The 12,552-nt window shown below is 73.8% G+C and carries 10 protein-coding genes; 8 read left to right on the forward strand and 2 right to left on the reverse strand.

Annotation, left to right across the window (positions count from 1 at the left end; genetic code table 11):
* Nucleotides 1-58 precede the first annotated feature (58 nt).
* From ACZ7IF_RS19740 to ACZ7IF_RS19750, 3 genes are read left to right on the forward strand one after another with little or no spacing between them, the layout of a single operon-like run.
* The gene (locus ACZ7IF_RS19740) at nucleotides 59-754 is read left to right on the forward strand and encodes a response regulator transcription factor (RefSeq protein WP_470972791.1); all 696 of its coding nucleotides are present in this window, start codon (nucleotides 59-61) and stop codon (nucleotides 752-754) included.
* Nucleotides 751-1,989 (forward strand): sensor histidine kinase, encoded by a 1,239-nt coding sequence (locus ACZ7IF_RS19745; RefSeq protein ID WP_470972793.1) that lies wholly within the window; start codon nucleotides 751-753, stop codon nucleotides 1,987-1,989. The genes ACZ7IF_RS19740 and ACZ7IF_RS19745 overlap by 4 nt, the downstream gene beginning before the upstream one ends.
* A gap of 23 nt (nucleotides 1,990-2,012) precedes the next feature.
* Nucleotides 2,013-2,924 carry a L,D-transpeptidase family protein gene (locus ACZ7IF_RS19750; RefSeq protein ID WP_470972795.1) on the forward strand — a complete coding sequence of 304 codons (912 nt, stop codon included), beginning with the start codon at nucleotides 2,013-2,015 and terminating at the stop codon, nucleotides 2,922-2,924.
* On the opposite strand, the gene ACZ7IF_RS19755 is transcribed toward ACZ7IF_RS19750, so the two are convergent.
* Complete coding sequence (locus tag ACZ7IF_RS19755; protein WP_470972946.1) at nucleotides 2,896-3,558, reverse strand: transmembrane-type terpene cyclase; 663 nt, start codon at nucleotides 3,556-3,558, stop codon at nucleotides 2,896-2,898. The two genes, ACZ7IF_RS19750 and ACZ7IF_RS19755, sit on opposite strands and share 29 nt — an antisense overlap.
* Nucleotides 3,559-3,715: 157 nt before the next feature.
* On the opposite strand from ACZ7IF_RS19755, the gene ACZ7IF_RS19760 reads away from it, so the two are divergent.
* The 5 genes from ACZ7IF_RS19760 to ACZ7IF_RS19780 all read left to right on the forward strand — a co-directional run bounded on the left by ACZ7IF_RS19760 (nucleotide 3,716) and on the right by ACZ7IF_RS19780 (nucleotide 10,343).
* Nucleotides 3,716-4,663, forward strand: coding sequence for an LLM class F420-dependent oxidoreductase (locus tag ACZ7IF_RS19760; protein WP_470972797.1), 948 nt, complete (start codon nucleotides 3,716-3,718; stop codon nucleotides 4,661-4,663).
* 9 nt (nucleotides 4,664-4,672) lie between these two features.
* Nucleotides 4,673-5,470, forward strand: a complete 798-nt coding sequence (locus ACZ7IF_RS19765) for an SDR family NAD(P)-dependent oxidoreductase (RefSeq protein WP_470972799.1) — start codon at nucleotides 4,673-4,675, stop codon at nucleotides 5,468-5,470.
* Nucleotides 5,471-5,604: 134 nt separating this feature from the next.
* Entirely contained in the window at nucleotides 5,605-6,732 is a 1,128-nt protein-coding gene (locus ACZ7IF_RS19770; protein ID WP_470972948.1) for an LLM class flavin-dependent oxidoreductase, read from the forward strand.
* Between the two features lie 420 nt (nucleotides 6,733-7,152).
* Nucleotides 7,153-8,889 carry an N-acyl-D-amino-acid deacylase family protein gene (locus ACZ7IF_RS19775; protein WP_470972801.1) on the forward strand — a complete coding sequence of 579 codons (1,737 nt, stop codon included), beginning with the start codon at nucleotides 7,153-7,155 and terminating at the stop codon, nucleotides 8,887-8,889.
* A complete protein-coding gene (locus tag ACZ7IF_RS19780; protein ID WP_470972803.1) occupies nucleotides 8,886-10,343 on the forward strand; it encodes an aldehyde dehydrogenase family protein in 1,458 nt (485 codons plus the stop codon). Before ACZ7IF_RS19775 ends, ACZ7IF_RS19780 begins: the two co-directional genes overlap by 4 nt.
* Before the next feature lie 38 nt (nucleotides 10,344-10,381).
* On the opposite strand, the gene ACZ7IF_RS19785 is transcribed toward ACZ7IF_RS19780, so the two are convergent.
* A complete protein-coding gene (locus tag ACZ7IF_RS19785) occupies nucleotides 10,382-12,199 on the reverse strand; it encodes a hypothetical protein (RefSeq protein ID WP_470972805.1) in 1,818 nt (605 codons plus the stop codon).
* Nucleotides 12,200-12,552: the final 353 nt, after the last annotated feature.

Below are 12,552 nucleotides of genomic sequence, written 5' to 3' on the forward strand. Positions count from 1 at the left end.
TTCCCTCTCGCAGTCCGCTTACAACGGCGAAATGCGCCCCTCCTGTAGAGAGGACGGCATGCGAGTTCTGGTGGTGGAGGACGAGGAGTTCCTGCGGGAGATGATCGCCGAGGGGCTGCGGCGCGACGCGCTGGCGGTCGACGAGGCCGGCGACGGGCTGGAGGCGCTGCGCAGGCTGCGCCTCGGCGAGTACGACGTCCTCGTCCTCGACCGGGACCTGCCCGGCCTGCACGGCGACGAGGTGTGCCGGCAGGTCGTACGGGAGCGGCTGCTGACGCGGGTGCTGATGCTGACCGCCTCCGGGACCGTGCGGGACCGGGTGGAGGGCCTGGGGCTGGGCGCCGACGACTACCTCACCAAGCCCTTCGCGTACGACGAGCTCCTCGCCCGCGTCCTCGCGCTCGGCCGGCGCGCCCACCCGGCGCTGCCGCCGGTGCTGGAGCGGGCCGGGATCGCCCTGGACACCGCGCGCCGCTCCGCCTCCCGCGACGGGCACCGGCTCGCCCTGTCACGCAAGGAGTTCGCGGTGCTGGAGGCACTGCTGCGGGCCGAGGGGGCGGTGCTGAGCAGCGACGACCTGATCGAGCGGGTGTGGGAGGAGGACACCGGCTACCGCACCAACGCCGTCCGGGTCACACTGAGCAAGCTGCGCGCCAAGCTGGGCGACCCGCCGCTGATCGAGACGGTGCCCGGGGCGGGCTACCGCATCGCGGCCGGGCCCGCGAGCCCCGGCCAGAGCGGCGGTCCGCGATGAGAGCGGTGCTCCGCTCCGAGCGCACCCGTCTCACCGCCCTCTACGGCGCGCTGCTGCTCCTCGCGGGCGGCGGCCTGGTCGCGCTGGTCAACGTACTGCTGCGGTCCGGCCTCTACACGCGGGTCAACGGGGCCGTCACCACCGTCATGCCCGGCCTGCCCGTCCCCTCGGACGGGGTCACGCCCGTCCCGCAGGACCGCGGCTTCGAGCCCGCGCACAGACTGCCGCCCGGCACCGCGCCCACCCCGGAGCAGATCGCCCAGTGGCGGGTCACCCGGAACCTCTCCGACGCCGCCGCCCGGGCCGCCCTCCAGGAGCTGACCCTCGTCTCCCTCGTGGCCCTCGCCCTCTTCGCCGTCCTGTCGGTCTGGCTCGCCTGGTGGATGGCGGGCCGCGTGCTGCGCCCCGTCGGGGTGATCACCGAGACGGCCCGGCGCCTGTCGGGGGAGAACCTGCACGAGCGGATCGGGCTCCAGGCCCCGCCCGGCGAGCTCAAGCGGCTGGCCGACACCTTCGACGGGATGCTCGACCGGATCCAGGACCTGGTGGGGGCCCAGCGCCGGTTCGCCGCCAACGCCGCGCACGAGCTGCGCACGCCGCTCGCCGTGCAGCGGGCCGCCGCCGAGATCGGGCTGGCGGGGGAGCCGGGGCCGGCGAAGGTGGCGCGGATCCGGGAGCGGCTGATCGCGGTGGCCGACTCCAGCGAGCACCTCGTGGAGTCGCTGCTGCTGCTCGCCGTGTCGGAGGAGGGGCCGGAGTCGTCGCGGCCGGTGGACCTGGCGGCCCTGACGGAGGCGGAGCTGACGGCAGCCCCCGCCCCCGACCTGACCGTCGTACGGGACCTCGCGCCGCTGACGGTGACCGGCGACGCCACCCTGCTCGGCCATCTGGTCCGCAACCTCCTCGCCAACGCCGTACGCCACAACCGCCCCGGCGGCCGGGTGCGCGTGGCGACCTCCGCCGACGGGGTGCTGACGGTGTCCAACACCGGCCCGCTGATCCAGCCCGGCGACGTCCCCCGCCTGCTGGAGCCCTTCCGCCGCCGCGCGGAACGGCGGCACACCGCGGGCGAGGGCGCCGGGCTCGGCCTCTCCATCGTCGCCTCGATCGCGCGGGCGCACGGCGCGCGGCTGCTCGCCGAGGCCAATCCGGAGCCCGACGGCGGGCTGACGGTCAGCCTCCGCTTTCCCGCGCCGCACGGGCCACGGGAGACCGCCGTTCGCGGGGAACGATGATCACCTGATGTACCTTCGGGGGGATGAGCAAGCACGCCCGAGCCCGCTCCCGCTTCCGGACCGGTGGCCGTACGCAGTCCCGGACGGGCCCCGGCGCGGCCGACCGCCGGCGTTCCGCTTCGGCCGGCCGACCGCCGAGGGCCCTGATCGCCGTGGCCGCCCTCGGCCTGCTGACCTTCGCCGCCGGCTGGCTGCACGCCCTGGACGAACAGCCCGGCGCACCCGTCCCGGCGGCCCGTTCGGACGCCCGCCCGCAGGCCCGGGGCCCGGCCCCGAAACAGCAGCCCCAGGCGCAGGGCGGCGCCCCGGGGCACGCCACGCGCAGCACCCCGCGCGCGGACGCCCTCCAGGGCCTCCCGGACACCCTCAGCGCGGCGACCCGCGCCCGGATCCCGGCCGCCGCGCGCCAGCTCGTGCTGGTCACCGGCAGGGCGAAGGACTCCTCGGACTCCACCGTCACCTTCTTCACCCGCACCGCCGCCGGCAAGGACTGGACCGCGGCCGGGCACTGGCCGGCCCGCAACGGCGCCAACGGCTGGTCCACCGGGCGCGAGTACGGGGACCTGACCTCCCCGGAGGGCGTGTTCTCCCTCACCGACGCGGGCGGCCTGCTGCCGCCCCCGCCCGGCACGAAACTCCCCTACGACCAGGACCGCGGCTTCGTCCCGTCGGGCCGGGGCGTGAACGGCGAGTCCCTGGACGGCTCCTTCGACTACGTCGTGGCGATCGACTACAACCGCCGCAAGGGGGTCTCCCCGCTCGACCCGGGCATGCCGGAGGGCGAGGACAAGGGCGGCAACATCTGGCTCCACGTGGACCACGACGGCCCCTCCCAGGGCTGCGTGGGCCTCCCCAGGGCGGCGATGGAGCAGCTGCTGCGCACCCTGGACCCGGCGGCGAAGCCGGTCATCGCGATGGGTCCGGCGGGCTTTTGACCGTGCCGGCGTCGGAGCCGGGGCCGACGCGGGGGCCGGCGCCGGGCCGCAGCACCAGCAGCCCGATGTAGACGAGGTCGAAGACGGAGCACAGCACCCCCAGCCCGAGCACGAAGCCGTTCCGCTGCATCACCCCGAACAGCACGGTCGGTGCGAGGGTGCCGAGCCACTTGGCGACGGCGATGAGCGGTGACTGCCCGCGCGGGCCGCGCCGGGCGGCGTACATGCCGATGAACAGGCCGGACATCAGCAGGTTCTGAAGGAACGCCGAGTAGCGGCTGGCGTCGTGCGTCCCGAAGTGCGCGACGAACAGCAGCTGCACGGCGAAGCCGGTGCCGAGGACGAGGGCGGTCCAGGCGGCGAACAGCGGCCGGGTGACGAAGGCGGGCAGCCCGGCCCGGCCGTGGCGCAGGTAGGTGTAGAGGATCACGGCGTCGGCGACGGCCCACACCACGTTGACCACGCCCTGCGGGGAGAGCCCGGTACGGATGTCGTCGAAGGCGTAGACGACCTCCCAGGCGAAGTTCAGCGCGAGCGCGGCGACGGGCATGGCGTACGTCCGGTCCCGCAGCCCGACCCGGACGGCCTCGACGTACACGACGGTCCAGGCGATCCCGCTGATGAGCGTCAACATCAGTTCCACGCGCGCACCCTAGGCGCTGCACGACCCGCCCGACAGCCCCTCGCCGCCCGCGGGGGTCCGCCCCACCCCTTGCCTGACGGACCGTCAGCTACGACGATGGCCCGGCACCGCACGGCGAACCGGCATACGAAGGCGAGGCGGGCCCGGCATGGCACGCGTGTTTCCGGAAGGCCGGCTGGAGTACGGGATGCAGCTCCCGGTCCAGTCGCAGAGCACCATCTACGCCGAGCCCTGGGAGGCCTCGGCCGGCGCGGCCGACCTCGCCGAGGTGGCCCGCGCCGCCGACCGGGCCGGCTTCGGGTACGTGGCCACCTGTGACCACGTGGCCATCCCGCGCCGCCTGGCCGGCCCCATGGGCACCGTCTGGTACGACCCGGTGGCCACCCTGGCCTTCCTGGCCGGGATCACCGAGCGGGTGCGGCTGCTGAGCCACGTCGCGATCGTCGGCCTGCGCCACCCGCTGCTCACCGCCAAGCAGTACGCGACCCTCGACCACCTCTCCGGGGGCCGGCTGGTCCTCGGGGTCGGGGCCGGGCACGTCCAGGAGGAGTTCGAGGTGCTCGGCGTCGACTTCGAGCGCCGCGGGGCCGTGCTGGACGAGAGCCTGGACGCGCTGCGCGCGGCGCTGGGCCCCGAGGAGTGCCCGGAGTTCCAGGGGGAGCGGTTCTCCTTCCGGGACCTCGGGCAGCTGCCCCGGCCGGCGCAGGAGCGGATCCCGGTCTGGGTCGGCGGCTCCTCCCCGGCGGCCGTCCGCCGGGCCGCCGTGCGCGGCGACGGCTGGCTCCCGCAGGGCGACCCGCGCGAGCGGATCCCGGGGCAGGTGGCCCGGATCCGCGAGCTGCGGGAGGCGGCCGGGGTCGAGGGCCCGTTCGAGGTCGGCGCGATCACCGAGCCGCTGTACGTGGGCGAGCCCGGCTGGGACGCCGGCCGCCGGACCCTGACCGGCAAGGCGGAGGCTCTCGCCGCGTCCCTGCGGGAGTACGCGGCGCTGGGCGTGGACCAGATCCAGGTCCGCTTCCGCAATCGCGACCGCGCCGAACTCGTGGACCAGATCACCGCTTTCGGGGCCGAGGTGGCCCCGCTCCTCAACGACTAGGAGTACGGGATGGGCAAGCTGGACGGGCGCGTCGTCGTCATCACCGGTGCGGCGCGCGGCCAGGGCGAGCAGGAGGCCCGCCTCTTCGCCGCCGAGGGCGCGCGGGTGCTGCTGGGCGACGTGCTGGACGAGCAGGGCGCCGCGGTGGCCGAGGAGATCGCCGCGGAGGCGGGTGCGGACCGGGTGCGGTACGTACGGCTGGACGTGAGCCGGGAGGAGGACTGGGCGGCCGCAGTGGCCGCGGCGAAGGAGGCCTTCGGCCGGGTGGACGGGCTGGTCAACAACGCGGGCATCCTGCGCTTCAACGAGCTGGCCTCGACCCCGCTGGAGGAGTTCCGCCAGGTGGTCGAGGTCAACCAGATCGGGGCCTTCCTCGGCATCAAGGCGCTCGCCCCGGAGATCGCGGAGGCCGGCGGCGGGACCATCGTCAACACCTCCTCCTACACCGGCCTGACGGGCATGGCGTACGTGGGCGCGTACGCGGCGACCAAGGCGGCGATCCTCGGGCTGACGCGGGTGGCGGCGCTGGAACTGGCCGCGAAGAACATCCGGGTCAACGCGATGTGCCCGGGCGCGGTGGACACCCCCATGGCGAACCCCGGGCTGCTCGACCCGGCGGGGATGACGGACGAGGCCAGGGACGCGATGGCCGACCTGTACAAGCGGGTGGTCCCGCTGGGCCGGGTGGGGCGGCCGGAGGAGATCGCGAAGCTCGCCCTCTTCCTGACCGGCGACGACTCCTCCTACATCACCGGCCAGCCGTTCGTGGTGGACGGCGGCTGGATGGCGGGCGTCAGCATCCTCTGAGACCCCCTCCGAGTGTTTCCTGACGACTCGTCAGATCAGGCCTTACGGCTCTCTTGACGGTCCCGCCCCGGCGGTGGAACAGTCGGACCCATCGAATCTGACGCAACGTCAGAAACCTAAGGACGGTGAACCCCTTGGAATTCGGGCTCTTCGTGCAGGGATACGTGCCTGAGGCGCGGTCCAAGGTCGACCCCGAGGCGGAGCACAAGGCGCTGCTCGAGGAGACCCAGTACGTCATCCAGGCCGACAAGTCCGGCTTCAAGTACGCCTGGGCCTCGGAACACCACTTCCTGGAGGAGTACTCCCACCTCTCCGCCAACGAGGTCTTCCTCGGCTACCTCGCCGCCGCCACCGAGCGCATCCACCTCGGCTCCGGCATCTTCAACCCGCTCGCCCCGGTCAACCACCCGGTGAAGGTGGCCGAGAAGGTCACCATGCTCGACCACCTCTCCAAGGGCCGCTTCGAGTTCGGCACCGGACGCGGCGCGGGCAGCCACGAGATCCTCGGCTTCCTGCCCGGCATCACGGACATGAACCACACCAAGGAGATCTGGGAGGAGACCATCGCGGAGTTCCCCAAGATGTTCCTCCAGGAGGAGTACGAGGGCTTCCAGGGCAAGCACTGGTCGCTCCCGCCGCGCAAGATCTTCCCCAAGCCGTACGGCAAGGCCCACCCGGCCATGTGGTACGCCGCCGGCTCGCCCTCCTCCTACGCCATGGCGGCGAAGAAGGGCCTGGGGGTGCTGGGCTTCAGCGTCCAGAAGGTCTCCGACATGGAGTGGGTCCTGGAGCAGTACAAGACGGCGATCCAGGAGGCGAAGGCGATCGGGGCCTTCGTGAACGACAACGTGATGGTCACCTCGACGGCGATCTGCGCCGAGACGCACGAGAAGGCGGTGGAGATCGCCGTCAACGCGAACATGAACCGCTTCCAGTCGCTGGTGTTCCGCTACCACGACACCTTCCCGCGGCCGGAGGCGATCCCGCAGTGGCCCGAGACCCTGCCGGAGTACAACGCGGAGATCATCGAGCTGCTCATCGCGGAGGAGCTGCTGATCTGCGGTGACCCGTCGGAGGTGCGGGCCCAGTGCAAGCGCTGGGAGCAGGCGGGAGCGGACCAGCTGTCCTTCGGACTGCCGACCGGTGTCTCGTACGAGGACACGATGACGACGATCAAGCTGATCGGCGAACACGTCATCCCGCACATCGACACGGACCCGGTGCACCGCACGACCCGCTTCCGCCAGTCCGCCCGTTCCTGACGCGCCCGCCTCCGGCCGTCGGACGTGGTGCGGGGCCCGTGCGGGTGGCTGGGGCCGGCGGGCCGGGTGCGGGTGGCCGGCCGCTGCGCGGGGCCGCCCCTCCCCGCCCTTCAACCGTTCTCGCCCCAGTCGCCGGCGGGGCTGGAAGTGCCCTCCGGGCACTCCAGCCCACCGAGCGGCACGTTCCGGCCCAGCGCGGCCAAATCCAGCCCCGCCGGCGATGGAGGCGCGGGTCAGGGCGGAGCCCTGGGAACGGTGGAAGGGCGGGCAGGGGACAGCCCCGCAGGGCCACGCGCCCCGCCCGGCGCGCCGGGTCCGGCCCGGCAGGGAACAACCCCCGCCAGGGGAGGGCCGCGGGACACGGAACTCGCCCGGCCAGGGCAACGGCAAAGACCACGGACCACCCAGGAGGGGACCCGCATGCTCGACCACCTCATCCGCGGAGCGACCGTCGTCGACGGCACCGGCGCCCCCGCGTACACCGCGGACGTCGGGATCAAGGACGGCCGCATCGCCGTCATAGCCCCACCCGGCACCCAAGCAGAGGCGGCGACCGCCGAGGACGCCACCGGCCTCGTCCTCACCCCCGGCTTCATCGACCCGCACACCCACTACGACGCCCAGCTCTTCTGGGACCCCTACGCCACCCCCTCCATGAACCACGGCGTCACCACCGTCGCCGGCGGCAACTGCGGCTTCACCCTCGCGCCCCTCAACCCCGCCCGCCCCGAGGACGCCGACTACACCCGCCGCATGATGAGCAAGGTCGAGGGCATGGCCCTCGCCGCCCTGGAGGAAGGCGTCGACTGGACCTGGTCCACCTTCGGCGAGTACCTCGACGCCCTCGAAGGACGCATCGCCGTCAACGCCGGCTTCATGGTCGGCCACTGCGCCCTGCGCCGGCACGTCATGGGCGAGGACGCCGTCGGCGGACAGCCCACCCCCGGGCAGCTGCGGCAGATGACCGACCTCCTCCACGAGGCCATGGCCGCCGGCGCCTGGGGGCTGTCCACCACCCAGTCCTCCACCCACTCCGACGGCGCCGGCGCCCCCGTCGCCTCCCGGCACGCCAAACCCGCCGAACTCCTCGCGCTCTCCCGCGCCGTCGGCGAACACGAGGGCACCCAGCTCGAAGCCATCGTCGCCGGCTGCCTGGACCAGTTCTCCGACGACGAGATAGACCTCTTCGTCGAGATGAGCGCCGCCGCCGGCCGGCCCCTCAACTGGAACGTCCTCACCATCGACGCCGCCGTCCCCGAACGCGTCCCGCGCCAGCTGGTCCCCAGCGAGCGCGCCCGCAAGGCCGGCGGCCGGATCGTCGCGCTGACCATGCCGATCCTCACCCCCATGAACATGTCCCTCGGCACCTTCTGCGCCCTCAACCTCATCCCCGGCTGGGGCGAGGTCCTCGCCCTCCCCGTCCCCGAACGGATCGCCAGGCTCCGCGACCCGGACGTACGCGCCGGGATGCTGCGCCGCGCCGACAGCAAGGAGGCCGGGGTCTTCCGGCGCCTCGCCGACTTCGGCCGCTACGTCATCGGTGACACGTACAGCAAGGAGAACGAGGGGCTCAGCGGACGCGTCGTCCGCGACATCGCCGCCGAGCGCGGCCAGGACGCCTTCCAGTGCCTCGTGGAGATCTGCGCCAACGACGGACTGCGCACCGTCCTGTGGCCCATGCCCACCGACAACGACCCCGCGAGCTGGACCCTGCGCGCCGAGACCTGGCAGCACGAGGACGTCATGCTCGGCGGATCGGACGCCGGCGCGCACCTGGACCGGATGTGCGGGGCCCCGTACACGACCCGGTTCCTCGGCGACTGCCTGCGCGGCCGCAAGCTCGTCCCGCTGGAGCAGGCGGTGCGGATGCTCACCGACGACCCCGCCCGGCTGTTCGGGCTGCGCGAGCGCGGCCGGATCGCCGAGGGCTTCCACGCCGACCTGGTCCTCTTCGACCCCGAGCGCATCGACGCGGGCCCGGCGACCCTCGTCCACGACCTGCCCGGCGACAGCCCGCGGCTGGACGCGCGGGCGGTCGGGGTGGTGTCCGTACGCGTCAACGGCGTGGAGACCATCCGCGACGACGAGGTGACCGGCGCGGTCCCCGGGACCGTGCTCCGCTCCGGCCGCGACACGAGGACGGTGAGCACGCGATGACACGGCTCTACATCGGCGGCGAGTGGGTCGAGCCCGACGGCGGCCACTACGAGGTGGTCGACCCGGCCGACGAGTCCGTGGTGGGCCTGGCTCCCGAGGCCTCCCGCGCGCAGGTCGAGGAGGCGGCCCGCGCCGCCGCCGAGGCCTTCGGTACGTGGTCCCGTACGGCCCCCGAGGAGCGCGCGGCCATCCTCGACCGGGCCGCGGACGTGATGCAGCGGGAGTTCGAACCGTGGGCGGCCCTGGCCCAGGCGGAGACGGGCGCGCCGACGGGCATCGCCCGCGGGATGCAGGTCGGCGTCGGCGTGTCCCGCTTCCGGCGGTACGCGAAGGGCGCCCTGGAGCCGGTGGAGAAGGGGCTCCCGCCGCAGGTCACCGAGGCCGGCCCGATGGGGAAGGCGTCCGTCCTGGGCGCGCTGGAGGTGCGCCAGCCGGTCGGGGTGGTCACCTGCATCACCTCGTACAACAACCCGTGGGCGAACCCGGCCGGCAAGGTCGCCCCGGCGCTCGCCATGGGCAACACGGTGGTGGTCAAACCCGCCCCGCAGGACCCGCTGTCGGTGTTCAAGATGGCCGAGGCGCTGCACGAGGCGGGGGTCCCGGCCGGAGTGGTGAACGTCGTCTCGGGCGCCTCGGTGGAGGTCGGCGAGGCGGCCGTGGACTCCCCGTACGTGGACATGGTCTCCTTCACCGGCTCCACGGGCGTCGGGCAGCGCATCGCCGAGGTGTGCGGGCGGTCCATGAAGCGGCAGCTGATGGAGCTGGGCGGCAAGGGCGCGGCGGTCGTCCTGGAGGACGCCGACCTGGACGCGGCGGTGATGGGCATCGGCACCACCTTCTCCTTCTACAGCGGCCAGATCTGCACCGCGCCCACGCGGGTGATCGTCCACCGGTCGGTGTACGAACCGCTGGTGGAGAAGCTGCGCGGCTATCTGGCGTTCATGAAGGTCGGCGACCCGGGGGAGCGGGGCACGGTGGTCGGCCCGGTGATCTCGGCCGCGCACCGCGACCGGGTGGAGTCGTACGTGGAGCTGGGCCGCAAGGAGGGCGCGCGGATCGCGTACGGCGGCGAGCGCCCGGTGGTCGGCGACGGCCGCGGCTTCTACGTGGCGCCGACGCTGCTGGTGGACTGCACGAACGACATGCGGGTGGTGCGGGAGGAGATCTTCGGCCCGGTCGTGGTCGTGGTCCCGTTCGACGGGGACGAGGAGGAGGCCGTCCGGCTGGCGAACGACAGCGACTACGGGCTGATCAGCTACGTGTGGTCCGGGGACGCGGCCCGTGCCTTCCGGGTGGCCCGTCGGCTGCGCTCGGGCGGGGTCGGGGTCAACACGATCGGCCGCAACATGGAGGCCCCGTTCGGCGGGTTCAAGCGGTCGGGGGTCGGGCGGGACGTGGGCTCGTACGCGCTGCACGCGTACAGCGAGGTGCAGTCGGTGGTCTGGACGACCTGATGGAGGGGGAGGGCCCCGGTCCACCCCGGGGGCCCGCGTCAGTTCTGCTGCGGCCAGGCGTACCCGAGGGACTCGGCCAACTCCCGGTCCCCGCCGGCCACCCGGGCGTACGTCTTCGGGTCGGTGGTCTCCAGGCGGGCCACCGCCGCTTCGGCCTGTACCTCGGGCGGGCGGCCGTCGTCGGGCAGCTGCCATTCGAACATCAGGCTCGGGCCGGGGTCCTCGCCCGGTCCCGGCGGGGTCGCCTGGGCGGGCCGGTGGCCGAAGTTGACGATCACGGTGTCCGGGTCGCGCCAGCCCGTGGCGGCCCGGATCCACCCGAGGTCCCAGCGGGTCCGCAGCTCCGGCCGCTGCCGCAGGGCCGCCGTGATCCGCCGGGCGGTGCGCCGGGCCGGCCAGGCCCAGGACTCGTCGGCCCGGGCGCGCCGGACCTCGGCCCGGTACGCGGCCGCGTCGAACCGGAGCTCCGGCGGGGGTGGTCCGGCCGCACCGCGCCAGCCGTCCCAGACGACCTCGTCCCCGTCGCGGCGGACGGTGACGTAGAGGGCGCCGCAGCAGCCCTCGGTGCAGTCCGCCTCGGCGAGCTGCACCTCGCGCGGTCCGGGGCCGGCGAGGAGTCCGCCGTCGTCGAGCAGGTGCTCGGGCGGATGGGCCGCGCCGTTGCCGAAGAGGGCCGGTACGAGGGGACGTCCGTCGATCAGGATCCGCGTCTCGACGGCGGGGTGGGTGGCGGGGTCGCCGACCACCACCTCGATGCGCAGGGGTGCGTGCGGTGCGGGGTGGAGGAAGGGGCGGGTGCGGTTGCGGGCGAGCCAGGCGGCGCGGCGGTCGTGGGGCCCGGGCGGGGGTTCGGTGCCCAGGTGCTGTCCGAGGAGGGCGAGCAGGGCCTCCCGTTCGCCGGCCGGCCAGTCGAGCAGTGCGCCGGTGCCGCTGTGCAGGTCCTGGGCGAGGGAGAGCAGGAGCGCCTGGTGGTCGAGGTCCGGGTCCGGCCGGCCCGCCCGCGCCACCACGGTGCGGTACGCCTCCACCGCCGGGGCGTAGTCGAGGAGGTCGGCGCGTGCGTTGTACTGGCTCGCCATGGCGTGCAGCAGCCGCCCGGCGGCCGTGATCAGCCCGGTGTCGTCGGGGTACGCGCGCAGGAGGCCGTCGAGGCGGGCGGCCTCGGCGATCCGGCGGGACTGCCAGCGGGTGGTGGAGGCCCAGTCCGGTGCGGTGACGAGGGCGACGAGTGCGTCCCGTACGGCCCGGTCGCCGTCGGACCCGGCGGCGGCCGCGCTGACCAGCGGGGTCAGCGTCCGGTCGCGGCCGAGGTGGGTCAGCAGCAGCAGGGCTGCCGCCTGCCGGTCGAGGGGGTCCAGTGCGGCCGCGGCCGGCTGGCCCAGTCCGCGCAGCAGGCCGAGGGCCTTGAGGCAGGGCACGTCCTCGGGTTCTCCGAGGCGGATCAGGAGCGCGACGCCGACGCCGACGGCGGCGAGGGTGGTGCCGGTCCGGGTCAGCCGGCGGGCGGTGGCCCGGGCGGCGGCGTCGTCGGCCAGCGGCATCCGGGTGGCCACCGCGCGGACGGTGCGGTCCGGCAGCCGGAGCCGGCCGGTGGCGTGGTGGACGGCTTCGGCGGCCCGGACGGGGTCCGGGTCGGCCAGCGGGCCGGCGAGGGCGGCGGTGACTTCCTCCTGCGCGCGGTCCCAGGTGAGGCCGGGGCGGGAGGGCGGCGGGTCCGGCGGGCCGTCGGGCCCGTCGGGGACCGGGTAGCCGCGGCGCGGGAAGGCGTCGGCGGGTTCGGTGCCCCGGCGGAACAGGGCGTAGTCGTACAGGGAGGCTCCGGGAGTGAGCGGCGTCCGCTCGTCGCGGGCGCTCACAGGGCGGGGTGGGACTCGATTCCGTAGGTCATGCCGGGAGCCTGCCAGCCGTGGTCACGGGCCGTCCAGCGGTTTTCACGGGGCGCAGTCGTTTCGGGGGCTGGGGCGGGTTCCGGAGGCTTCGAAAATTGGCACGGGAAAGTTTTGAAACGGACATATGGGGTAGTCCTGCGGTTTCCGCATTCCGGAACGTTCGTCTCGATGCCTCGTGAACCGCGGATGGGTGCCTGGGTGAACCTTGTATTGCCAGTTCGTGAACGGATCTGATCTTCGTAATCCAAGGAATTTAGCCTTGTGGTTTACCGGACTTAAGTCTTCCGGATCAGGAAACCGCAGCATCTACCGTCCTGTCC

The organism is Streptomyces sp. NPDC037421 (genome assembly GCF_055602105.1).

Coding starts and splice junctions, on each gene's coding strand:
- ACZ7IF_RS19780 (WP_470972803.1), top strand. CDS start 8,886: ATGACACGGCTCTACATCGGCGGCGAGTGGGTCGAGCCCGACGGCGGC.
- ACZ7IF_RS19755 (WP_470972946.1), bottom strand. CDS start 3,558: ATGTTGACGCTCATCAGCGGGATCGCCTGGACCGTCGTGTACGTCGAG.
- ACZ7IF_RS19750 (WP_470972795.1), top strand. CDS start 2,013: ATGAGCAAGCACGCCCGAGCCCGCTCCCGCTTCCGGACCGGTGGCCGT.
- ACZ7IF_RS19745 (WP_470972793.1), top strand. CDS start 751: ATGAGAGCGGTGCTCCGCTCCGAGCGCACCCGTCTCACCGCCCTCTAC.
- ACZ7IF_RS19740 (WP_470972791.1), top strand. CDS start 59: ATGCGAGTTCTGGTGGTGGAGGACGAGGAGTTCCTGCGGGAGATGATC.
- ACZ7IF_RS19760 (WP_470972797.1), top strand. CDS start 3,716: ATGGCACGCGTGTTTCCGGAAGGCCGGCTGGAGTACGGGATGCAGCTC.
- ACZ7IF_RS19765 (WP_470972799.1), top strand. CDS start 4,673: ATGGGCAAGCTGGACGGGCGCGTCGTCGTCATCACCGGTGCGGCGCGC.
- ACZ7IF_RS19775 (WP_470972801.1), top strand. CDS start 7,153: ATGCTCGACCACCTCATCCGCGGAGCGACCGTCGTCGACGGCACCGGC.